Below are 21,687 nucleotides of genomic sequence, written 5' to 3' on the forward strand. Positions count from 1 at the left end.
AGCGTTCGCGATCGGATACGGGACATACTCAGCGTGTGACCGCCCTCGAGGAGTACCGCCGGAGGCTTGAGCCCCGCCTTCCGTGGATTCGCGACATCGCGCTGCTGGCGGCGACGATCTTCGTCCTTGTCGGGCGGTTCGTGCAGGCGGGCGACCATTCGGCGCAAGCATTCTGGTTGTCGGCGATTTCGGTCGCCGCCGCCATGACCCTGTGGTGGCGACGCCGGTATCCGATCGCGATCACGTGCCTCGGCATTCTCGTGTGTGCTCTGTCCGGGTCGAATCTGATGATGCTCATCGCGATCTGCACTCTTGCGGTTCGCCGCCGCGACCGATGGCTCTGGATCCTGGCCGTGGCCGGGGCTCTGACCGACGCCACCTCCACGTTCTTCAGGCGGCCCGGAGAGGACTATCCAACGGCGCTGGGCTCGACGTTGTTCGCAGTCGCCGCCTTTGCCGTGCTCGGCGCCTACATCGGCCTGCGCCGCGCGTACCTGGACGGACTTCACGATCGTGTGCGCCAAGCGGAGGCCGAACGTGAGGCACGAGCCGCCCAGGCGCGGCTGGCCGAACGCAGCCGAATTGCCCGCGAGATGCACGACGTGGTGGCGCACAAGGTCTCGCTGATCGCACTGCACGCAGGCGCCCTGCAGCTGACCCGCGCACCCGACGCCGACCGCGTGCAGCGCAGCGCGACGCTGATCGCCGACACCGCCCGAGGTGCGCTCGAGGATCTGCGCGGTGTGCTGGGCGTGCTCCGCGACTCGTCCGACGAACCCGCGCCGGAACCGCCGCAGCCGCTGCTACGGGACATTCCGGCGCTCATCGCCGCCTCGCGCGCCGCGGGCGTCCCGATCGTGGAGGACATCCGCGCGGACCTGGAGCGTCCGGCACCCTCCGTGCTGGCGCACGCGGCCTTCCGCGTGACCCAGGAGGCGCTGACGAACATCCACAAGCACGCGGCGGGCGCCGCCACCACGATCGCGATCCACGGAGCCCCCGGTGACCGTCTGAGCATCGAGATCGTCAATGCAGCAGCCCCGGCAGAATCCTCGGCGACCACGCCCCTGGACGGGTCAGGAACGGGACTCGAGGGGTTGAGGGAGCGCGTCACGGTCGCTGCGGGCACGTTCGAACACGGGCCCACCGCCGACGGCGGCTTCCGGGTGTTCGCCAGCTCGCCATGGCCCAACGGTCAGCCGGACTCACCGAGCAACTGAGCGTCGCGCGCCACCAACGCCGCCTGCACCCGGTTCGAGACCCCCAGGGCCGTGAGAATCCGACTGACGTGCGCCTTCACCGTGCTCTCGCGCATCGACAACGTCTCCGCGATGTCGGCGTTGGAGTCCCCATGCGCGACCCGCTCGAGTACCTGCGTCTCACGCGGGGTGAGCCGCGAAATGCGCTCGGCCGCGGCCTGCGCGGACTCCGCTGTCTGCTGGTGGAATCGATCGATCAGCGCCCGCGCCGCGCCGGGATGCAGCATCGAACCGCCCGCCGCTACGACATGGACGGCCCGGAGGATCTCCGCGGGAGGTGTCTCCTTGAGCAGGAATCCGTCCGCGCCCGCCGCGAGTGCCGAGTACACGTGCTGGTCCAGATCGAACGTGGTGAGCACCAGGATTCGCGGACGGGACGGCAGTGCCGCGATCAGGCGCGTCGCCTCGATCCCGTCCATCGTCGGCATCCGGATGTCCATCAGCACGACGTCGACGTCACGGGACCGAACAACTCGCACCGCGTCGGCGCCGTCCGACGCGTGCGCCACGACGGACAGCTGGTCGTCGGTGGCGATCATGTCGGCCAGCCCCTGGCGCACGAACGGATCGTCGTCGACGACGAGGATGGAGATCACGATGCGAATGTACCTGCGGAATCGACGCCGGGACCGACTTCGCTGACCGATCGCCGGTGACCGCACCGACTTTCGTCGGGGGTGCCGGTGGCCGGATTACCGATGCGGCACACCATTCGGCGCCCGCACTGTGGGTACATGAAGAACATTGCCGCCAGGATCTCTCCGACACGACTCGGCGGCCACGCCCTGTTCGCCGCCGAGGCCGGCCGCGACCTGCGTACGACGGGCGCGCTCGCGCCGAGCAGCCCCGACTGGCACGCGCGCTGACCGGGTCGATCGCCCGCTCCACCGACACCGTGCTGTCGATCCTCGAGGTCGGTGCGGGGACGGGTGCGCTGAGCCGGGCCATCGCGGCACGCATGGGCCCCAACGACACCTTGACCTGCGTCGAACGGAACCCGCGACTCGCCGAGTACCTCCGACGGGAGATCGGCGCAGATCCCGCACTCCGCGCCTGTGCGGAGCGGATCGTGATCCACCAGGCCGACATCGTCGACCTCGCGGCGGCCGAACGGTACGACGTCATCGTGGTCGGACTCCCGTTCGCGAATTTCACCGAGGACGAGACGCGTGCGATCTGCGCAACCCTCGACGGGGTGCTCGAGCCCGGCGGCTGCATCACCTACTTCTCGTACCTCGGCGGTACGGCAGTCGACTGGTTCGTCGGGGACCGGCACCGTCGGCACCGCCGTGGCAGCGCGCGGGCGCTCGCCGAGTTCCGCGCACGCTTCCGGCAGGATCGCGTGAAGGTCTGGACCAACCTCCCACCCGCCTACGCCTGGATGCTAACGAAACCGGGAGCGGCCCAGCCTGATCCGGTCTACGGTGCCGGGATTTCACGCACCGAACCGATCACCGCGTAAGGGGACTCGGAATGTGGCGTGTGGGCGCGCTCACCGATCGGCCCGACACTCCGGCGGTCTGGTGGTTTCTCGCGGCGATGGTGGTGACGGTCATCGGGACGTGGGGATTCGGCCTGGCGCTCTGGCGATATGTCTCGACGCGGACATCGCACACGAGATCGGTGCCATGGGCGGCCGGTTTCGTGATGTGGGCTGGGGGAGTCTGGTTGCTCTTCCACCAGGCGGCGAGTCTGGGGTCCGGCGGCGCCGTCATCGTCGCAGTCGCCGCGGGCCTGTGGAGCTGCGCATACATCAGGCCCCGCCGCCCACCTCCTGTCCTGCGGTATTCCTTTCCGGAGTAGGAGACGCGCAGCCGACGCAACCCGCCGACCGTCGCGACGGAAAGTCGCTCGACACCGCCGGTAGTGTCCGAATGGTGCTGTTCACACTGACCGCGACCGCGACTGGCGGCTTCCCGGATGCGTCGGACCTCGGCTATCTCCTGCACAAGCATCCCGATCGGGTGCAGACGTTCGAGTTGTCGGTGGGGACCGCGACCGTGCTCTATCCGGAGTCCTCGCGGTCGAGCTGCACCGTGGCGCTGATCCTCGACGTCGATCCGGTCGAGTTGGCGCGCAGCAAGCTCCGGCGTGGCAGTGACGGATTCGCGTTGGGCCAGTACGTCAACGACCGACCGTATGCCGGGTCGTCGATGCTGGCGGTGGCGATCTCGCGAGTGTTCAAATCAGCCCTCGCCGGAACACTCTCATCGCGCCAGGAACTTCCGCTGACGGCCGTGCCACTGCGGATCACCATTCCGGCGATGCCGGCCAGGGGCGGCGCAGACCTGCCAGGCCGGCTCTTCGGGCCGCTCGGCTGGGACGTCAGCGCGGAGCCGCTCCCGCTGGACGAGTCTCTTCCGCAGTGGGGTGACTCGGCATATGTGAGCCTGACGCTGGTCGGCACGCAGACGTTGTCCGCGGCGCTGCGACACCTCTACGTCCTGCTGCCGGTGCTCGATGACGTCAAGCACTACTGGGTAGGCGAGGAGGAGGCGGACAAGTTGGTTCGGATGGCAGGGGAGTGGCTGAGCGGCCACCCGGAAGCCGAGCTGATCGCCTCGCGCTACCTCGCGCACCGACGCGAGCTGGTGGCGTCCGTCGTCGATCGGCTGGTCGAGGACGCACCAACGGAAACAGGTGATGTGCAGGCGGTCAACGCAGGCCTCGCGAACCGGCGTCAGGACGCCGTGATCGCGACGCTAGAGGACCTCGGTGTCGCGCGGGTGGTCGATGTCGGCTGCGGTGAGGGAAAGATGTTGCGGGAGCTGCTCGCCCGGCCCGCCTTCGCCAAGATCGTCGGCGTCGATGTCAGCGACAGCGCGCTGCGTAGAGCGGAACGCAGGCTCGGGCTGGCTGAGCTGTCGGACCGTCAGCGGGAGCGCATCTCGGTGCTCCAGTCGTCGGCCACCTACCGTGATCCGCGCCTGAGGGGGTTCGATGCGGTGGTGCTGATGGAGGTCATCGAACACGTCGACGAGTCGCGGCTGCCGGCGCTGGTGCGGTCGGTGTTCGCCGACATGCACCCGCGGGTGGTCCTGGTTACCACGCCCAACTCCGAGTACAACGTGCTGTATCCGAACCTCGAGCCGGGCACCTTCCGCAATCCTGATCACCGATTCGAGTTCAGCCGAACGCAATTCGAGGACTGGGCAGGAGAGGTGACCTCCGCACACGATTATGACGTGAGCTTCACGGGGATTGGTGATGTCGACGAGACCCATGGCGCGCCCACCCAGATGGCCGTGTTCATCCGACGGGAGGTTTCGGCGTGAGTGTTCTCGAGATACCGGAGCCGTCGCTGGTCGTGCTCATCGGGATCAGCGGATCGGGGAAGTCGACCTTTGCGGCGGAGCATTTCGGTGCGTACGAGGTGATCTCGAGCGATCACTGTCGTGGATTGGTCAGTGACGACCCGAACTCGAAGGAGGCCACCGTCGATGCGTTCGAGGTCCTCGAGTTCATCGCCACCAAGAGAATGCGCGCCGGGAAGCTAACTGTCATCGACGCGACGAGCGTTCAGCCGGCGGCCCGCAAGAAACTGATCGACCTCGCCCGCTCCCAGGATGTGCTGCCTGTGGCGATCGTGCTGAACCTGCCTGAGCAGGTGTGCGCCGAGCGCAACGCCGCCCGGGGGACCGAGGGTTCGATCGCAGCGTCCTGCGACGTCAACACCAGCAGCTCTCGCGGTCGATGCGCGGGTTGGCTCGTGAGGGCTTCCGCACGGTCCACGTCCTCGATGGGGTCGAGGACGTGGCGTCGACGCGGATCGTCCGGCAGCCGTTGCGGAGCGACCGCCGCGATCTACGCGGGCCGTTCGACGTGATCGGGGACATCCACGGGTGTCTCGGCGAGCTCGAAACCCTGTTGGGTGCCCTGGGATACACGGTGCGCCGGGACGAGCAGGGTAGGGCGGTGGATGCACTCCCGCCGGCCGGTCGCACCGCGGTGTTCGTGGGCGACTACGTGGACCGCGGCCCCGACTCGCCGGGTGTGCTGAGACTGGTGATGGGAATGGCCGCTGCCGGTCACGCGCTGGCGCTGCCGGGCAACCACGAGAACAAGCTCGTGAAGGCGCTGCGCGGCCATAAGGTCAGTGCCACTCATGGTCTCGACCGCACCCTCGAGCAGCTCGCGTCCGAGTCCGAGGAGTTCCGCCGCGCCGTCGCGGACTTCTGCGACGGGCTGGTCGCGCACCTCGTTCTCGACGACGGGCGGCTGGTCGTCGCCCACGCGGGCCTGAAGGAGGAGTACCACAATCGCGCGTCCGGTCGGGTGCGCAGTTTCGCGCTTTACGGCGAGACCACCGGTGAGACCGATGAATTCGGGCTGCCGGTCCGCTACCCGTGGGCAGAGGACTATCGCGGCGACGCGATGGTGCTGTACGGACACACGCCGGTGCCGGATGTGCGGTGGCTCAACAACACGGCCTGCCTCGACACCGGGTGCGTCTTCGGCGGCGCGCTCACGGCGATGCGCTACCCCGAGCGCGAGGTGGTCTCCGTTCCGGCCGATCGGGAGTGGTATCCGCCGGCCAAGCCGCTGCACATGCCGGAGCCCGATCCGCAGGCACTCGACATCGAGGACATTCTCCGGGTCGGGGGAGTGGATACCGCCCTGCGCGGACGGATCACGATTCGGCCCGAGAATGCGGCGGGTGCGCTCGAGGTGATGAGCCGATGGGCGGTGGCGCCGCAGTGGCTGCACTACCTGCCGCCGACGATGGCACCGTGCGCGACCTCGTCGCGGCCCGGTCTCCTCGAGCATCCAGCCGAAGCCTTCGCCGAGTACCGAAAGGCGGGGGTGAGCGAGGTCATCTGCGAGGAGAAGCACATGGGTTCGCGAGCGATCGTGATGGTGTGCCGCGATGCCTCGACGGCCGCCGCGCGATTCGGCGTCGCGGACGGGCTGTCCGGAATGGTGCACACCCGGACCGGTCGGCGCATGTTCGACGAGGAGCAGACCGAGCGTCTGGTGACCCTCGTCGCGGAGGCGGTCGGGGCCGCCGGGCTGTGGGAGGAGCTCGGCACCGACTGGATGCTCCTGGACGCGGAGCTGCTGCCGTGGTCAGCGAAGTCCGAGGGGCTGCTGCGGTCGCAGTACGCCGCGGTGGGTGCGGCGGCGCGCGCTGACCTCGCGGCCCGCAGATCGGTGCTCGAGGCCTCGGCGACGCGTGGACTCGACGTCGGGGATCTCCTGGAGCGGGTGAACAGCAGGGCGGACGACGTGGCGCGCTACACCGATGCCTACCGGCGATACGTGTGGCCGACCGACGGCCTGGACGGCGTGCGGGTGGCGCCGTTCCAAGTCTTGGCAACCGAGGGAACCGGTCACAGCGATCGCGATCACGGCTGGCACCTGGCAATCGCGGACCGGCTCGTGGCGGCGGCACCGACCCTGTTCACCACGACCAGGCGCGTCGTCGTCGACACCGGCTCGCCGGAGTCGGAGGCCGCGGGCATCGCCTGGTGGGACGAGCTGACCGGCGCAGGCGGCGAGGGCATGGTGGTCAAACCGCTCGCCAACGGGGCGCAGGGCGGCGCTCGTCGCGTTCAGCCCGGCATCAAGGTGCGTGGCCGCGAGTACCTGCGACTGATCTACGGTCCGCACTACACCGAGAAGGAGAACCTGGAGCGGCTGCGCAGTAGAAACCTGGGGCACAAGCAGTCGATGGCGCTGCGCGAGTACGCGCTTGGCATGGAAGCCGTCGACCGACTGGTCAAGGCCGATCCGCTGTGGCGGATCCACCAGGCGGTGTTCGCGGTGCTCGCCCTGGAGTCGGAGGCGGTCGATCCTCGGCTGTGAGTGATCTGTACCCCCATAGGGGTGAAATTCGCGCACGGGCGGCGGAGCCGCGCTTACGTCAGGATGATCAGTTCCCGCTGGGAGGCGATCTCGACCCGCAGCCCGGCCTTGGCCGCGACCTTCGCCACGCCCTTCACGTCGGACGGCTCCGCCCGGGAGACGACCAGCGCGCGGGCGAGCAGGCCCTTGTGGTGCTTGTTGAAGTGGCTGACCACCGAGCGGCTGCCGTCCGGCTTCTCGGTGAGCACGGTCGCGATCACCGCGCCGGGCAGCGGGCCCAGCTGCTGGTAGGTACCCGAGCGCAGGTCCACCACCAGGCCGTCGGCCTCCGCCTCGACCGCCGAGGTGAGCTCCGGCTTCCATACCGACTGCAGTGTGCCCATCCCGGGCAGCTTCGAGCCGCCGGACAGCCGGTAGGCCGGGATCGGATCGCCCGCGCGGACCACGCCGAACAGCGCGGAGCCGATCGCGAGGCGGGTCAGCGCCTTCGCCTTCTGTGCGCGGGTGAACGACTTCGCGTCGAGGGCGTCGAACAGCACCCCCGTGTAGCGCTCCAGGGCCGGTCGCGTCGGCGAGGTCCAGAGAGCCGCGTTGCGGGCGATCTCGTCGGACTGCCCGGCGCTCAGCCCCAGCGCGAGGCTCGACGCGTCGGTGTCGGCGGCCAGCTCGACGAGCGCGTTCACCAGCACCTCGCGGGTCGCGGTGAGCTTGGGCAGCGACAGCTCGCCCAGGTCGAGGGGGTCGCCCTTGCCGCCGTCGGACTTGGTCTCGGAGGGGGAAGCAGCACCAGCACGAGCGGTAACGGTACCGGGCGGGCCGCGCCGCCGCGTGGGCCGACTATCCTGATACCCCGTGATCACCCGCCTGTCTCAGCTGTTCCTTCGCACGCTCCGTGACGACCCGTCCGACGCCGAGGTCGCCAGCCACAAGCTGCTCGTCCGCGCCGGCTACGTGCGGCGCATCGCGCCGGGCGTGTACTCCTGGCTGCCGCTGGGCCTGCGGGTGCTCCGCGAGGTCGAGCGGGTCGTCCGCGAGGAGATGGATGCGATTGGCGCGCAGGAGATCCTGCTGCCCGCTCTGCTCCCGCGCGAGCCCTACGAGACGTCGAACCGCTGGACCGAGTACGGCGCAGGCCTGTTCCGACTCAAGGACCGCAAGGGCAACGACTACATGCTCGGCCCCACCCACGAGGAGCTGTTCGCGCTCACCGTGAAGGGCGAGTACAACTCGTACAAGGACTTCCCGGTCACCCTGTACCAGGTGCAGACCAAGTACCGCGACGAGGAGCGCCCGCGTGCGGGCATCCTGCGCGGCCGCGAGTTCGTGATGAAGGACTCCTACTCCTTCGACCTCACCGACGAGGGCCTGGAGGCGTCCTACCAGGCGCACCGCGACGCCTACGAGCGCATCCTGCAGCGGCTCGGCGTCAAGTACGTCATCGTCTCCGCGACTTCGGGCGCGATGGGCGGCAGCGCCTCGGAGGAGTTCCTGGCCGAGAGCCCGATCGGTGAGGACACCTACGTCCGGTGCATCGAGTCCGGCTACGCCGCCAACGTGGAGGCCGTCAAGACCCTCGCGCCCGCGGCGATCCCGTTCGACGGGCAGCCCGAGGCCAAGGTGTACGACACCCCGGACACCCCGACGATCGATTCTTTGGTCGACTGGGCCAACGGCGCGGACCTGGGCAAGACGGTCACCGCCGCGGACACGCTGAAGAACATCATGGTCAAGACCCGCGTGCCCGGCGGCGAATGGGAGCTGCTCGGCGTCGGCATCCCGGGTGACCGCGAGGTCGACGAGAAGCGCCTCGAGGCGGCCCTCACGCCCGCCGAGTACGTGCTGATCACCGAGACCGACTTCAAGAACAACCCGTTCCTGGCCAAGGGCTACATCGGTCCGAAGGCGCTGCAGGCCAACGGTATCCGTTACGTCGTCGACCCCCGGGTCGTCGACGGCACCAGCTGGATCACCGGCGCCGACGAGGAGGGCAAGCACGTCGTCGGTCTCGTCGCCGGCCGCGACTTCACCCCGGACGGCACCATCGAGGCCGCCGAGGTGCGCGATGGCGACCCTCGCCGGACGGCGCCGGACCGCTGGTCGCCGCCCGCGGCATCGAGGTGGGCCACGTGTTCCAGCTCGGCCGCAAGTACACCGACGCGTTCGGTGTCGACGTGCTCGGCGAGAACGGCAAGCCGGTCCGCCCGACGATGGGCTCCTACGGCATCGGCGTCTCGCGGCTGGTCGCGGTGATGGCCGAGCAGCAGCACGACGACAAGGGCCTGCGCTGGCCGGCCGAGGTGTCGCCCGCGAACGTGCACCTGGTGATCGCGAACAAGGATGATGCGGCCCGCGAGGGCGCCGAGGCGCTCGCCGCGGAGCTGGACCGCGCCGGACTGTCGGTGATCCTCGACGACCGCAAGGCCTCGCCCGGCGTGAAGTTCAAGGACTCCGAGCTGCTCGGCGTGCCGCTGGTGGTCGTCGTCGGCCGCGGGTTCGCCGAGGGCAACGTGGAACTGCGGGACCGCTTCACCGGGGAGTCCCGCGAGGTGCCAGCCGGGTCCGCGCTCGCCGAGGTGCTCGCCGCCGTCCGCGGCTGACGCACGACACAGCAGTACCGGACCGGGCCGTCAGCCGACGGCCCGGTCCAGTGCGTTCAGGCGGTCGTCCTCCGCCGCCACCCGGCGCCGCTGCACGCTCACGTGGGCGACCGCGGCCGCCGCCGCGGTCGCGGCGACCGCAGACAACACCCAGCCGGCGTCCGGTACGTGGTGCGAGAAGACGGCATTGAGCGCGACGAAGCCGCGGAAGCCCCCGATGCAGAAGTAGGCGAGGGCCCCCGCGGCCACCCACCGGGCCTGCAGTGCGGGGACGTTGACCAGCGGCCTGCGCGGTTCGAGACCCAGTTGGGAGCGCCGCAGGGACTCGCGGACCGCTGCCCGGTCCTGCGCGGTGGCTCGGGTGGCGAGAGGTACGACGAGTACGGCGGCGCAGGCGAGGACCAGTGCGGTCTCGCCCGTCGGTCCGTTGCGTACGGCCACAGCCGCCAGCGCCAACAGCCCGGCCGCCAGTGCATACGTCCGGACCCTGGCCCACAGGTCGGCGCGCAGCGCGGGATCGCGGCGCAGTCGGCGATAGCCGAAGTATCCGACCGCGCCAACGGCCAGCAGTGCGACGGCGGTGAACATCCGGAAGCGGTCCCTCGGCTCGAGTGGTGATGCGGTACTGGATGCTCTCACACGCCGCGGCGGCGTCCCGATCTACGTAGACCCGCCGCGGATTCGTGCGTCGTACGCGGCGCGACCGGAGTCGGTGTCCAGGAACACCCGGTCGAGCCCGGTCGCCCGCCGCAGCAGGCGGGCGAGCGGACGCGGGAACAGCGGCCACAGCAGGGAACCGGACAACCGGCGCGGGACGACCGTCCGGCGTCGACCGGACCGCAGCGTCGCGACGACCGCGTCGGCGACCGTCTCCGGCGGGATCGGGGCGAGCAGTCGGCCCGGGTGGGTGCCGTCCAGCAGCGCGGTCTTCGTGAACGACGGCAGCACCGTGGACACCCGTACCCCTGCGGCCGACAGCTCGGCGTCGGCGGCGTCGCCGAAGCAGAGCACCGCGGCCTTGGTGGCGTTGTAGACGGCCATGCCGGGGACGGGGATGCAGCCGGCGATCGAGGCGATGTTGACGATCCGTCCGCCGCCGGAAGAGGTCATCACACGTCCGGCGGCGCGGGTGCCGTGCAGGACGCCGCGCAGATTGACGTCCACCGCCGCGTCCACGATGGCGTCGTCCTGCTCGAGCAGCGCGCCGAGCGGCATGATGCCTGCGTTGTTCACCCATCCCCACGGCCTACCGAGTCTCGATTCCACCTGGGCGAGAAACGATGTCACCGACTTGGGATCGGTGACGTCCAGCACGGCGCCGAGCACCCCGAGCTGGTCGGCCGTGCGGATCACCTCGGCCTCGTCGACGTCGCCGATCGCGACCAGGGCCCCGGCGGCGTGCAGCGCGGTCGCGGTGGCGCGGCCGATGCCGCGGGCCCCGCCGGTGACGACCACCACCCGGCCGGTCAGATCGATGCCACTCATTTGTGCTCCTCCTGCAGTACGTCGAGTGTGTGGCGGGTGAGCTTGCCCGTCGAGCCGCGCGAGAGGCGGTCGACGAACACGATCTCGCGTGGCATCCGCGACCGGGGCAGCTCCGCGGCGAGGTACCGGCGGACCGCCTGCTCGTCGAGCGCGTCCCGACCGGCGGGGGAGTCGGCGCGGACGAGATACGCGCGCAGTCGATGCCCGAACTCGGCATCCGGTACCGGGGTGACGGCGGCGTCCGCGACCTCCGGATGCGCGAGCAAGGCCATCTCGAGTTCCTCCGGGAAGACGTTCTCGCCACCGGAGACGATCATGGCGTCGGAGCGGCCGGCCACGTACAGGCGTCCGGCGGCGTCCAGGTGACCGCGGTCGCCGGTGTCGAGGAACCCGTCGGGATCGCTCTTCCTGGTGCCGTCGGTGTACGCGTCGATCTGGCCCGGCGTGTGCACGAGGATCCGGCCCTCTACGCCGACCGCTGCGCTCGTGCCGTTCGCGTCGGCGATGCGGACGACGGTGCCACGCGGCGGGATTCCCGCGCAGTCCGGGGCCTCGGCCAGGTCCTCCGGTGTCGCGATGCTGATGTACGAGGCCTCGGTGGAACCGTAGAGGTTGTGCAGCACCGGGCCGAGCGCCGCGGTGACCTGGGCGACAAGGGCGCCGTCGAGCCGAGCACCGCCGCTCGCGACGATCCGCAGCGCGGACAGGTCGGCCGCCGAAATCGCGTCACCGAGCGCCACCAGCCGGCGCAGCATAGTAGGGACCGCCACCAGGGTGGAGCAGCGCTGCCGCTGCAGGTCCGTCAGCACCCGCCCGGCGTCGAACCTTCTATGCAGCACCAGCGTCGAGCCCATGGTGAGGGTGAGTGTCGCGACGATCAGGCCCCAGCCGTGGAAGACCGGCGCCGAGAGCAGCACGCGCTCGCCGCCGCGCAGCGGGATCTTCGAGAGCAGCCCGGCGGGGACCATCAGCGACGGTGCCTGCGAGCGCGGGGCGCCCTTGGGGAGCCCGCTGGTGCCGCTGGTGAGCACGACCAACGCGGGGGATCGAGCCGGCCGGGTCGGCAGCGCGGCGGACTCGCCGGTCATCACGGCGGCCAGGGAGCTCTCCGCCTGGGCGTCCTCGGTCCAGGCGCACCACCGGGGCCGTCGAAACCCGCTGCCGCGGTGGTGAATTCGTCGTCGTAGACGAGCGCGTCGAGTCGCTCGCGGGCGGCGACCTGGGCCACCTGGCGCGGGCCGAAATCCGAATTGAGCAGCACCACCCTGGCGCCCGCGGCCGACGCCGCGCAGAGGGCGACGATGGCATCGGCGTGGTTGCGGCAGAGGATGCCGATCCCCGGTTGGGGCGAGGCCAGCAGGGACATCAGCGCGTGTGCCAGCCGGTGGGTGCGCCCCGCGAACTCGGCGAACGTCAGCTGGCCCCGGTCGTCCACGAGGGCGACCCGGTCGGGGAAGGCCGCCGCCCCGAAGGCGGGAAGACCGCCGAACGGCCCGAGCCTGGCGACGGCGCGGGCACCCGAGGCCAGGGCTCGTGGGTTGCGCGGCACGGCCCCCGACCGCCAGAGCGTGCCTGCGGCGAGCGCCTCGTCGAGGATGCGCATCGTTCTCCTCATGATCGGTGTCGAATCGCGAGCAGCGCACGGGTGCCCGCGTTCATCGCGCGGAGCAGGGGCCCGCGGAATCGGTCGGGGTAGGCCGTGGCGACGCGTTGGGTGGTGACCGTCTGCGGTTCGGTGTAGCGGACGATGCCCTCCCGGCCGTGCCGCCGCCCGGTGCCGCTGGTGCGCATCCCTCCCATGGGCGCGCCGAGCGAGGCGATCGCGGACAGGTAGCCGTCGTTGACGTTCACCGCACCCGCGACCACCTGGGCCGCGATCCGGCGGCCACGCCGCAGGTCCCGGGTCCAGACGCTGGCGCTCAGGCCGTACTCGCCCTCGTTCGCGAGGTGGATGGCCTCCGCCTCCGAGGTCACCCGGTACAGGGAGACCACAGGGCCGAAGGTCTCCTCGGCGTAAACGGCCATCTCGGCGGTGACGCCGGTCAGCACGGTGGGCTCGTGGAAGAACGGACCGAGGTCGGGCCGGGGCCTGCCGCCGGTCGCGACGGTCGCGCCCTTGGCGAGGGCGTCGGCCACATGGTGCCGGGTGAGGTCCAGCTGCCCTTGCGAGGTGAGCGAACCCATGTCCACGTCGTAGCCGTATCCGGCGCCGATCCGCAGCCGCGTGGTCCGTCGGACGAGCTCGTCGCGGAACCTGTCGAACACCTTCTCGTGGACGTAGATTCGCTCGATGCCGATGCACATCTGCCCGGCATTGGAGAATGCCGCCTGCACGGCGCCGCGGGCGGCGGCCCGGAGGTCGGCGTCCGCGCAGACGATCATCGGGTTCTTGCCGCCGAGCTCGAGCGAGGCCCCGATCAGCCGGTCGGCGCAGCGACGCGCGATCTCGCGGCCCGTCGCGGTCGAGCCGGTGAAGCTCAGGTGGTCCACCTCGTCGATCAGGGCGGGCCCGATCCGGCTCCCCGGTCCGGCGACCACCTGCCACACGGCCTCGGGCACGCCGGCCCGCACCGCCAGGTGCCGCGCGTGCAACAGGGTGAGCGGGGCCTGCGAGTCGGCCTTGCTGAGCACCGCGTTCCCGGCGAGCAGGGCCGGGACCACGTCGCCGACGGCCAGGAACAGTGGGTAGTTCCACGGGGCGATCACCCCGACGAGCCCCTTCGGGCGGTACCCCACGCGGGCCGAGACGAGGCCGGGCACCGCACCGAGTGCGCGCCGTTCGTCCAGGTACGCGCCGCCACGGGCCGCGTAGTGCCGGGCCACGGACACGACGCCCTGCACCTCGACGGCGGCGTGCACGCGGGCCTTGCCGGTCTCCCACTGCATGAGGTCGCACAGCCGGTCGTGGTCGTCGACCAGCAGTCGTGCGAACCGCGCCAGCACCCGCTGTCGATCGCGCACCGGACTGGCCGCCCACGCGGGCTGCGCGGCCCGGCAGGCCAGCGCAGCGGCGGCCACCGACTCGGTGCCGGTCTGGGGGACGTCGGGGAGGGGTTCCCCGGTGAAAGGGGCCGTGGCCGAAGCGAACTCGGCGGACGGCGGCAGCTGGCGCAGCAGCGCCTCGACCGACGTCGTCACGGTGTCACCACACCAGTCGGGCGAGGTACCTCTCGGCGTAGCGACGCACCGCATCGGGATCGGTGGTGTCGAGGCGGCCGTGCGGGTGCAGCAGCAGCGACATCGAGATCCGGATGAGGATCTCGGAGACCGCGAGCAGGTCGTCCTCGGGCATGGTCGCCCCGCTGTGTCGCAGCGCGGCGGCCACCCGGGCGGCCGCGACCGCGATCGGTGCGCCCGCGGTGCGCGTGGTGACCTCGACCAGCATCTCCGGTTCGCTCTCGAGGATCCGGCCGAGCAGCGGAATCTCCCGCGTCAGCGCGATGCCCCGCGCAAAGCACTCGACCACGGCCCGCACCGGATCCAGGTCCAGGGCAAGGGCGTCGAGCTGATCGAAGAACAGGCCCGCCTCGCGCAACACCAGCACCTCGACCAGTCCGTCCTTGTTCGGGAACTTCCGGTAGAGGGTGCTGCGGCTGATCCCGGCGCGCTTGGCCACATCGTCCATGTTGGTCCGACGGATCCCGTAGCGCTCGAACTCGTCCCTGGCGGCGTCGAGCATCGCCTGCTCCGCGGGGGAGCGTTCGGCGCGACGGGGGCGGGACGGGTGTTCATCGCGTACCAGCATATCCGCGGTCACAGCGCCCGCAGCGTGACGGGCAGGTGGTCCTTCGGGACCGGCAGCGTGGAATTGTCGAGTTTCCAGGTGTAGTCGGCGGGTACCGACCACTCGTACTCGAGAAGCAGGTTGTGCATGATCGTCTTGATCTCCATCTGGGCGAAGTAGAGGCCGATGCACTTGTGCACGCCGCCGCCGAACGGCATCCAGGCGTAGCGGTGCGACTTGTCCTCGGCGCGCTCGGGGGAGAAGCGGTCCGGGTCGAAGCGCTCGGGATGCGTCCACAGGTCCGGGTTGTGGTGGTTGACCATTCCCACCGCGCTGACGTAGGTGCCCTTCGGGACGAAGTGCCCGTTGATCTCGGTGTCCTCCAACGCCCGTCGAGCGAGCCCCGGCACCGGGGAGTTCAGCCGCAGCGACTCCTTCATCACGGCGTCGAGAGCCGTGAACTCGTCGAGGTTGTCGTAGTTGATCTCGCGGGGCAGTGAACGGGACTGTGCCCGGGCCCGGTCCTGCCACTCGGGATGCTTGGCCAGGTAGTAGGCCATGGTGGTGAGGGTGATCGTGGAGGTGTCGTGCGCGGCCATCAGCACGAAGATCATGTGGTTGACGACGTCCTCGTCGGTGAAAGTGTGGCCCTCGTCGGACCGCGCGTGACAGAGCACCGAGAACAGATCGGGGGTCTCGTCGGACGCGCGTTTGGCGGGCAGGTGTCGATGGAAGAACTCCTCGAGCACTCGTCGCCCGGAGAGCCCCTCGCCCACTTGGTCCCCGGAATGTCCTTGCGGATGATCGACATTCCGGCGTTCACGCAGTCGATGAAGGCCTTGTTGATCCGATCGGCCTCGGCGCGCGGCAGGTCCATCCCGAGGAAGATCTCCAGGGCGAGGTCCAGGGTGAGCGCCTTGAGTTCGTCCAGGACGAGAACGTTCTCGCCGGTCGGGAGTCGCTCCACGCCCTTGCGGAGCATCGGCTGCATCTCGTCCAGGTACCCGCGCAGGCGCTTGTTGTTGAAGGCCTGCTGCAGGATCAGCCGGTGGTGGCGGTGCTCCTCGAAGTCCATCAGCAGGATGCCGCGGCGGAAGAACGGACCGATGAGGAAGCCCCACGCGGGTTCGGCGGCCAGCGCCTTCTGCCGGTTCATGGCCACCGACTCGGTGCCGTCCGCGGTGAGCGGGATGGCGAATTCGAGGCCGAACGCCTTGATGTAGGTGATGTCCCCGAAGGCCGCGCGGCGCTGGGCCACCAGCTCGATCGGATTGCGGAAGAAGCGGAGGAGTTCGATCACGCCGGGGTCGCCGGTGCCGTAGATCGGTCGGAGGCCGCTGCCGGCCGGGGGTGCTGCCAACACTTTGGTGCGCACTGGTGACTCCTAGCGGGCGGTCGGGTCGGTGGTGGTGTTCATCAGGGGCCGGGGATCGACGCCGACCCGGCGCCAGGCGTCGTGGGCCCATGGCACGTACAGCGCGCGCAGCGGCAGTCGATTGACGAGCGGGTTGATCTGGCGGGAGAAGGCCGCGAATCGCTGGAACCGCTTCTCCTTCTTGGCATCCCATTCCAGGTTGCATACCTCCCGCATCTGCGGGGGCAGCGTGCCGACGACGACGGTGCGGATGAAGCCGTTCAGGGGTGCCGACAGCACCCGCCACACCGGCGCGGGGATCCGTCGCGGGCCGGGCACTCCCTTTCTGATGTACCCGGTGGCGTACACGATGGTGCGGGTCGGGACGAACCGGTCGAGCATCTGCTCCCAGTAGTCGAGGAACTCCTCATAGGTCTGCGGTTGGCTGCGATCGCTCACCCCGTAGAGGCGGTACCAGGTCTTGCCCTCCTCGAAGATCTGGACCTTCTCCTCGTGGGACAGGCGCCTGATGAAGGTGTCGGTCACGTAGAGGACCTGGTCGACGAAGGTGGCGTGCGCCCAGTAGAAGAGTTCGGGGTTGAGGGCGTGGTAGCGCGATCCGTCGGCGACGGTGCCCTTGATCGGCTTGTGGAAGTCGCGGACGGTGCGGCCCCAGTGGTGCGGGTCCTCGCTGTAGACGGTCTTCATGATCGGGGGTCCGCTGCGCCGAGCGCGGCCGAGGGTGTCCGAGAAGATCACCGAATGGTCCTCGACCGCCTTGCCGAGTTGTTCGATGCAGTTCTCCGTCCCGGCGAGGCGCTGGAAGCCCAGCAGTCCGCGCACGTCGCCGTAGTACTTCCAGATCAGGGAATCGGCGCCAAGCCGCGGTGAGGTCGAGGCGATCTCGTCGTCGACCGGCATGGGGACGGCCTCGCGAATGGCGGAATCGAAGTCGAGCGGCATCGTGGGTTCCTGTCGGCTCTTGGACGATGAAACAAATTTGTATCTCTGTTCCAAAACGTAACAGCGAAGTGACCTGCGACACAAGGGGGTGGAATAGCTACTCGCTGGTAGGTTCATCTCAGACGCGAGCTGATCTGCAAGAGAGGGGCAACCCATGTCCGCGAACGGACACCTGTTCAACCCGACCACCAGCGACTTCGCCGAGTTCGACGAGGAAACCCGGCGGTTGCTGCGTGCGACCGTCGAGTGGTTCGAGAACCGTGGCAAGAAGCAGCTGCTCCAGGACGATCTGGACGCGACCTGGGTCTCGGACTTCCTGGAGTTCGTGAAGAAGGAGAAGCTCTTCGCCACCTTCCAGACCCCGGCCGAATTCGGTGACGGCGACCCGAACCGTCGCTGGGACGCGGCCCGCAACGCCGCCCTCAGCGAGATCTTCGGGTTCTACGGCCTGGCCTACTGGTACGCCTGGCAGGTCACCATCCTCGGCCTCGGGCCGATCTGGATGAGCGACAACACCGCCGCGAAGCAGCGGGCCGCCCGTGAGCTGGCGGACGGCGGCGTGATGGCGTTCGGTCTCTCGGAGCGCGAGCACGGCGCCGATGTGTACTCCACCGACATGCTGCTCACCCCGCAGGCGGGTGACGACGGCGTCGCCTTCCGGGCGACCGGCGAGAAGTACTACATCGGCAACGGCAATGTCGCGGGCATGGTGTCGGTGTTCGGCCGCCGGACCGACGTCGAGGGATCCGACGGGTACGTCTTCTTCGTCGCGGACAGCCAGCATCCGAACTACAAGCTCATCGACAACGTCATCCACGGCCAGATGTACGTGAGCACCTTCCGGCTCGAGGACTACCCGGTGCGCGAGGAGGACATCCTGCACACCGGCGTCCAGGCGTTCGAGGCGGCGCTCAACACCGTCAACGTCGGCAAGTTCAACCTGTGCACCGGCTCGATCGGCATCACCGAGCACGCCTTCTACGAGGCGATCACCCACGCGCAGAACCGGATCCTCTATGGCAACCCGGTCACCGACTTCACCCATGTGCGGGCGGCGTTCGTCGATGCCTACGCCCGGATGGTCGCGATGAAGCAGTTCAGCGCCAGGGCCGTGGACTACTTCCGCAGCGCGAGCCTCGAGGACCGTCGGTACCTGTTGTTCAACCCGATGACCAAGGCGAAGGTCACCTCCGAGGGCGAGCGCGTGATCGCGCTGCTGCACGACGTGGTCGCGGCCAAGGGGTACGAGAAGAACACCTACTTCCGTGAGGCCGTTGAGGTCATCGGCTGCCTGCCCAAGCTGGAGGGCACGGTCCACGTGAACGTCGGGTTGATCCTCAAGTTCATGCCGAACTACATGTTCAATCCGGCATCGTTCCCCGAGATCGGGACCCGCCTGGACGCGGCAGACGACGAGTTCTTCTGGAACCAGGGCCCCACCCGTGGCGCGGCCAAGGTGCAGTTCCACGATTGGACGAAGGTCTACGAGCGTTTCGCGGACATCCCTAACGTCGTGCGGTTCTACGAGCAGGCGCTGGAGCTCAAGAAGCTGCTCGCCACCGCGGCTCCCGATGCCGCGCAGCAGAAGGACCTGGACTTCCTGCTCAACGTCGGGCACCTGTTCTCGCTCGTCGTGTACGGGCAGCTGATCCTCGAGCAGGCCGAGATCACCGGGCTCGACCGGGACCTGGTCGACCAGATCTTCGATTTCCAGGTCCGCGACTTCTCCGGGTATGCCGTTGCACTGCACGGGAAGCCGTCCTCGACGCCTGCTCAGCAGGAGTGGGCGATCGGTGCGATCCGCAAGCCGGTGGTGGACGAGGATCGGTTCGGTCGGGTGTGGGAGCAGGTGCGGGCCTACGATGGCGCCTACGAGATGACGCCGTAGCGTCGGCTGGGGGGCAGGGACGATGAGAACTATTCGGGCAGTTGTCGTGTCGGTCGCGGTGGCGGCGTCGCTGACGGGCGGCACCGCCGCGGCGTCGACCGGGTCGTCGTCCGAACCGGCGGGGATCTCGCCCACGTACACGCTCGGCGGCGGGGCAATCGGGTGCGTCGGGACCGTGGACGCGCACTACGACCCAAACGCCCTCTTCTTCGGGCAGAACCCGACGATCTGGGTGCGGCCGGAGTTCACGTTCGTCCCGGCCCTGTTCCAGGCCCCCTACTGCGGCGTCGAAGCCACCCTGCGCTGGAAGAACCTGGACACCGGAGCGAGCGGAGTTTTCCCGGGGCCGCCGGTGCCGCTCGGCGACAACACACCGCTGTCGCCGACTGACGGCCCGTGGGTGCCGATGACCGCGGACACCGGAGTCGGGCGGATCGAAGTCCAGATCGACACGAACTTCCCGCACGTCGAGGGGCGCGGCACCATCGTCGTCCCCTAGGCGCTTACTCCGAGGTCGAGGGCGTGACTCCCGGTGGTGATGCCGCCGGCGTCACGCCCTTTTCTGTATGAACCTGTGTCATGACGCCGACGGTCGGCGGGTAAAAACAGCTGGTCCCACTCCCAGATCAGGCATGTGAACGAGTTCTAGATTTGCGATCAAGACCGATCGGTCTGGACACCTTGCCAAACACCTGTCCGGCTAATAGTCTCGATCTGATTCGAGTGCTCGCAGACGGTGCAAGGGAGACCCTGGTGAAGTTTGGCATCACGCTGTTCACGAGTGACCGCGGGATCACTCCCGCGGCCGCCGCCGTCGCAGCGGAGGGGGCCGGGTTCGATTCCTTCTACGTCCCCGAGCACACCCACATCCCGGCCCGGAGGGATGCCGCGCACCCGCAGACCGGTGACGAGACGCTGCCCGACGACCGCTACATGCGCACCCTCGACCCCTGGGTGGCGTTGGCGACCGCGGCCTCGGTGACCGAACGTATCGCACTCGGCACCGCGGTCGCGCTCCCAGTCGAGCACGATCCCATCACCCTGGCGAAGACCATCGCCTCGCTCGATCACCTGTCCGGGGGCCGGGTGGTGCTCGGCGTCGGGTACGGCTGGAACCTCGACGAGCTGACCGACCACGGAGTGCCGCCGGGGCGGCGCCGGACGATGCTGCGCGAGTACCTCGAGGCGATGCAGGCGCTGTGGTCGCAGCAGGAGGCCGAGTATGACGGCGAGTTCGTCAAGTTCGGCCCGAGCTGGGCGTGGCCGAAAACCATTCAGCAGCCCCGTGTTCCGGTGATCGTGGGCGCGGCGGGCAACGAGAAGAACTTCAAGTGGATCGCCCGGTCGGCGGACGGCTGGATGACCACCCCGATCGAGCAGGACATCGACGACAACGTGCTGTTGCTGCGCCGCATCTGGCAGGAGGCGGGCCGCGAGGGTGCGCCCCAGGTCGTGGTGCTGGCAGGCAAGCCCGATCCGGAGAAGCTCGCCCGCTGGGAGGATCTCGGCGTGACGGAGGTCGTGTTCGGGGTGCCCGACAAGTCCGAGGCCGAGGTCGTGGCCTACCTGGGCCGGCTCGCGGGCAAGCTGAACCGGGAGCCGGTCTCGCGCTGACCGCGGTGGGCGGGTTCAGCCGAGCGCCTGGACCCGCCCCTGCTTGCGGGCCTTCGCCAGCCCGCGCCTCGCCAGAAAACCGTTGGCCAGCAACACGATGGTCTTGTTCGCGGGTGCGCGGAATCCGGACTCGGTGTGCGGCGCGTAGCGCGCCTCGGTGCCGGAGACATCCAGCCAGCCTGTGTTCTGGCGGGACTCGAGGCCGACGAGCTGGGCTCGATAGGAGTGCGCGAGCAGACCGGCTCGGCGGCCGCCGGGCGGAGTCCAGCTGGGCACTCGAAGCCGGACGCCGTCGGCGTCGGCCGCGGTCACCCCGACCGGGGCGATCACCGGATATCGGTCCGCGTCGCGGTAGGCGAGCAGCAGGTGCGGCAGCCTCGCCGCCCGCTCGCCGGTTTTCGCCGCGTCCACCCGCGGGCCGGTGCCCTTCTTCGGTGGCCGCTGCGGCGCGGCGGCGGCCTCGGGCCGTGGTGCACCGAATACCTCGGGCTCACCGTCTGCGTTGGCCGAGGGCCAGGCCACGACGCGGGTCACGGTCACCGTCACCAGCACCCGGTCCTCGTAGTACGCGCGCAGCCACCGGTCCCAGAACCACCCCGTCTTCGGTGCGCCCATGTACGGCCCCAGACGGTCGCCGATCTCGTCGAGCGTCGCACGGTCGGGGTGTGGGTCGAATCGGGCCTCGCCCTGGACGAGGACGAACCGCGGGTCGGGGCGATCACCGACGCCGTGTTCGCGGGCGTGGAACGCCAGCGCGACCAGGGGATCGTCTTTGATGCGCTCGAGTTTGCGGCCGAAGCCGAGCGAGGTGGTGAAGCCGACCGTGCCGCGTTCGCGGTCGCGGATCCCGATGGGCGCCACCGACGTCACGACCGCCCCGCCCGCCGGGGTGAGGCAGGCGAGACCACAGGTGAGGTCTCCGCCGATGATGTCGTCGACCTCGTCCGACCAGGTGACCGGCATGGGTCAAGGCTACTCGGGCGCTTCGCGCCTGTGCG

Annotated in this window: 17 protein-coding genes and 4 pseudogenes; 10 read left to right on the plus strand and 11 right to left on the minus strand. The window is 69.4% G+C overall.

What is annotated here, in order from left to right:
* Nucleotides 1-35: 35 nt before the first annotated feature.
* Entirely contained in the window at nt 36-1,220 is a 1,185-nt protein-coding gene (locus tag BTZ20_RS10255) for a sensor histidine kinase (RefSeq protein ID WP_077041281.1), read from the plus strand.
* Here BTZ20_RS10255 and BTZ20_RS10260 read toward each other — a convergent pair.
* Complete coding sequence (locus tag BTZ20_RS10260) at nt 1,196-1,855, minus strand: response regulator (RefSeq protein ID WP_077041282.1); 660 nt, start codon at nt 1,853-1,855, stop codon at nt 1,196-1,198. The two genes, BTZ20_RS10255 and BTZ20_RS10260, sit on opposite strands and share 25 nt — an antisense overlap.
* Nucleotides 1,856-1,993: 138 nt before the next feature.
* On the opposite strand from BTZ20_RS10260, the gene BTZ20_RS29010 reads away from it, so the two are divergent.
* The 5 genes and pseudogenes from BTZ20_RS29010 (at nt 1,994) to BTZ20_RS10280 (ending at nt 7,064) form a co-directional block, all read left to right on the plus strand.
* Entirely contained in the window at nt 1,994-2,125 is a 132-nt protein-coding gene (locus tag BTZ20_RS29010; protein ID WP_262982565.1) for a hypothetical protein, read from the plus strand.
* Between the two features lie 29 nt (nt 2,126-2,154).
* The gene (locus BTZ20_RS26245) at nt 2,155-2,721 is read left to right on the plus strand and encodes a class I SAM-dependent methyltransferase (protein ID WP_077041283.1); all 567 of its coding nucleotides are present in this window, start codon (nt 2,155-2,157) and stop codon (nt 2,719-2,721) included.
* An 11-nt stretch (nt 2,722-2,732) separates the two neighbouring features.
* Complete coding sequence (locus BTZ20_RS10270; protein ID WP_077041284.1) at nt 2,733-3,062, plus strand: hypothetical protein; 330 nt, start codon at nt 2,733-2,735, stop codon at nt 3,060-3,062.
* 71 nt (nt 3,063-3,133) lie between these two features.
* Nucleotides 3,134-4,534: a 3' terminal RNA ribose 2'-O-methyltransferase Hen1 gene (locus BTZ20_RS10275; RefSeq protein ID WP_083742614.1), complete on the plus strand. Its 1,401-nt coding sequence runs from the start codon at nt 3,134-3,136 to the stop codon at nt 4,532-4,534.
* Nucleotides 4,531-7,064: pseudogene (locus tag BTZ20_RS10280) on the plus strand (polynucleotide kinase-phosphatase). The gene BTZ20_RS10275 and the pseudogene BTZ20_RS10280 overlap by 4 nt, the downstream one beginning before the upstream one ends.
* A gap of 53 nt (nt 7,065-7,117) precedes the next feature.
* Here the strand turns inward: BTZ20_RS10280 and yaaA are convergent.
* Nucleotides 7,118-7,857: pseudogene (gene yaaA / locus BTZ20_RS10285) on the minus strand (peroxide stress protein YaaA).
* Nucleotides 7,858-7,916: 59 nt separating this feature from the next.
* Here yaaA and BTZ20_RS10290 point away from each other — a divergent pair.
* Nucleotides 7,917-9,661: pseudogene (locus tag BTZ20_RS10290) on the plus strand (proline--tRNA ligase).
* Nucleotides 9,662-9,691: 30 nt separating this feature from the next.
* Here the strand turns inward: BTZ20_RS10290 and BTZ20_RS10295 are convergent.
* The 8 genes and pseudogenes from BTZ20_RS10295 to BTZ20_RS10325 all read right to left on the minus strand — a co-directional run bounded on the left by BTZ20_RS10295 (nt 9,692) and on the right by BTZ20_RS10325 (nt 17,187).
* Nucleotides 9,692-10,249, minus strand: coding sequence for a hypothetical protein (locus BTZ20_RS10295; protein WP_077041285.1), 558 nt, complete (start codon nt 10,247-10,249; stop codon nt 9,692-9,694).
* Nucleotides 10,250-10,321: 72 nt separating this feature from the next.
* The gene (locus BTZ20_RS10300) at nt 10,322-11,146 is read right to left on the minus strand and encodes an SDR family NAD(P)-dependent oxidoreductase (protein ID WP_077041286.1); all 825 of its coding nucleotides are present in this window, start codon (nt 11,144-11,146) and stop codon (nt 10,322-10,324) included.
* The gene (locus BTZ20_RS10305) at nt 11,143-12,234 is read right to left on the minus strand and encodes an AMP-binding protein (protein ID WP_223263710.1); all 1,092 of its coding nucleotides are present in this window, start codon (nt 12,232-12,234) and stop codon (nt 11,143-11,145) included. The genes BTZ20_RS10300 and BTZ20_RS10305 overlap by 4 nt, the downstream gene beginning before the upstream one ends.
* On the minus strand, nt 12,234-12,749 hold the full coding sequence (locus BTZ20_RS27955) for an AMP-binding protein (RefSeq protein ID WP_223263711.1): 516 nt from the start codon (nt 12,747-12,749) through the stop codon (nt 12,234-12,236). Before BTZ20_RS27955 ends, BTZ20_RS10305 begins: the two co-directional genes overlap by 1 nt.
* 8 nt (nt 12,750-12,757) lie before the next feature.
* Nucleotides 12,758-14,284 (minus strand): succinic semialdehyde dehydrogenase, encoded by a 1,527-nt coding sequence (locus BTZ20_RS10310; protein ID WP_077041287.1) that lies wholly within the window; start codon nt 14,282-14,284, stop codon nt 12,758-12,760.
* 4 nt (nt 14,285-14,288) lie between these two features.
* Entirely contained in the window at nt 14,289-14,891 is a 603-nt protein-coding gene (locus BTZ20_RS10315; RefSeq protein WP_077043612.1) for a TetR/AcrR family transcriptional regulator, read from the minus strand.
* 8 nt (nt 14,892-14,899) lie between these two features.
* Nucleotides 14,900-16,245, minus strand: a pseudogene (locus BTZ20_RS10320) (cytochrome P450).
* A gap of 9 nt (nt 16,246-16,254) precedes the next feature.
* Entirely contained in the window at nt 16,255-17,187 is a 933-nt protein-coding gene (locus BTZ20_RS10325; protein ID WP_077041288.1) for an oxygenase MpaB family protein, read from the minus strand.
* A gap of 154 nt (nt 17,188-17,341) precedes the next feature.
* Here BTZ20_RS10325 and BTZ20_RS10330 point away from each other — a divergent pair, with 154 nt between their 5' ends.
* The 3 genes from BTZ20_RS10330 to BTZ20_RS10340 all read left to right on the plus strand — a co-directional run bounded on the left by BTZ20_RS10330 (nt 17,342) and on the right by BTZ20_RS10340 (nt 20,689).
* Nucleotides 17,342-19,075 (plus strand): acyl-CoA dehydrogenase family protein, encoded by a 1,734-nt coding sequence (locus tag BTZ20_RS10330; protein ID WP_077041289.1) that lies wholly within the window; start codon nt 17,342-17,344, stop codon nt 19,073-19,075.
* A 46-nt stretch (nt 19,076-19,121) separates the two neighbouring features.
* On the plus strand, nt 19,122-19,574 hold the full coding sequence (locus tag BTZ20_RS10335) for a hypothetical protein (protein WP_077041290.1): 453 nt from the start codon (nt 19,122-19,124) through the stop codon (nt 19,572-19,574).
* Nucleotides 19,575-19,828: 254 nt separating this feature from the next.
* On the plus strand, nt 19,829-20,689 hold the full coding sequence (locus tag BTZ20_RS10340) for an LLM class F420-dependent oxidoreductase (protein ID WP_077043613.1): 861 nt from the start codon (nt 19,829-19,831) through the stop codon (nt 20,687-20,689).
* A 15-nt stretch (nt 20,690-20,704) separates the two neighbouring features.
* Here the strand turns inward: BTZ20_RS10340 and BTZ20_RS10345 are convergent, their stop codons facing one another.
* Nucleotides 20,705-21,652, minus strand: a complete 948-nt coding sequence (locus BTZ20_RS10345) for a hypothetical protein (RefSeq protein ID WP_077041291.1) — start codon at nt 21,650-21,652, stop codon at nt 20,705-20,707.
* Between the last annotated feature and the right edge of the window lie 35 nt (nt 21,653-21,687).

It is taken from the genome of Rhodococcus sp. MTM3W5.2 (assembly GCF_001984015.1).
GTDB classification, from domain to species: domain Bacteria; phylum Actinomycetota; class Actinomycetes; order Mycobacteriales; family Mycobacteriaceae; genus Rhodococcus_G; species Rhodococcus_G oryzae.

Coding starts and splice junctions, on each gene's coding strand:
- BTZ20_RS29010 (WP_262982565.1), top strand. CDS start 1,994: ATGAAGAACATTGCCGCCAGGATCTCTCCGACACGACTCGGCGGCCAC.
- BTZ20_RS10270 (WP_077041284.1), top strand. CDS start 2,733: ATGTGGCGTGTGGGCGCGCTCACCGATCGGCCCGACACTCCGGCGGTC.
- BTZ20_RS10275 (WP_083742614.1), top strand. CDS start 3,134: ATGGTGCTGTTCACACTGACCGCGACCGCGACTGGCGGCTTCCCGGAT.
- BTZ20_RS10295 (WP_077041285.1), bottom strand. CDS start 10,249: ATGTTCACCGCCGTCGCACTGCTGGCCGTTGGCGCGGTCGGATACTTC.
- BTZ20_RS10300 (WP_077041286.1), bottom strand. CDS start 11,146: ATGAGTGGCATCGATCTGACCGGCCGGGTGGTGGTCGTCACCGGCGGG.
- BTZ20_RS10305 (WP_223263710.1), bottom strand. CDS start 12,234: ATGACCGGCGAGTCCGCCGCGCTGCCGACCCGGCCGGCTCGATCCCCC.
- BTZ20_RS27955 (WP_223263711.1), bottom strand. CDS start 12,749: ATGCGCATCCTCGACGAGGCGCTCGCCGCAGGCACGCTCTGGCGGTCG.
- BTZ20_RS10315 (WP_077043612.1), bottom strand. CDS start 14,891: ATGCTGGTACGCGATGAACACCCGTCCCGCCCCCGTCGCGCCGAACGC.
- BTZ20_RS10325 (WP_077041288.1), bottom strand. CDS start 17,187: ATGCCGCTCGACTTCGATTCCGCCATTCGCGAGGCCGTCCCCATGCCG.
- BTZ20_RS10330 (WP_077041289.1), top strand. CDS start 17,342: ATGTCCGCGAACGGACACCTGTTCAACCCGACCACCAGCGACTTCGCC.
- BTZ20_RS10345 (WP_077041291.1), bottom strand. CDS start 21,652: ATGCCGGTCACCTGGTCGGACGAGGTCGACGACATCATCGGCGGAGAC.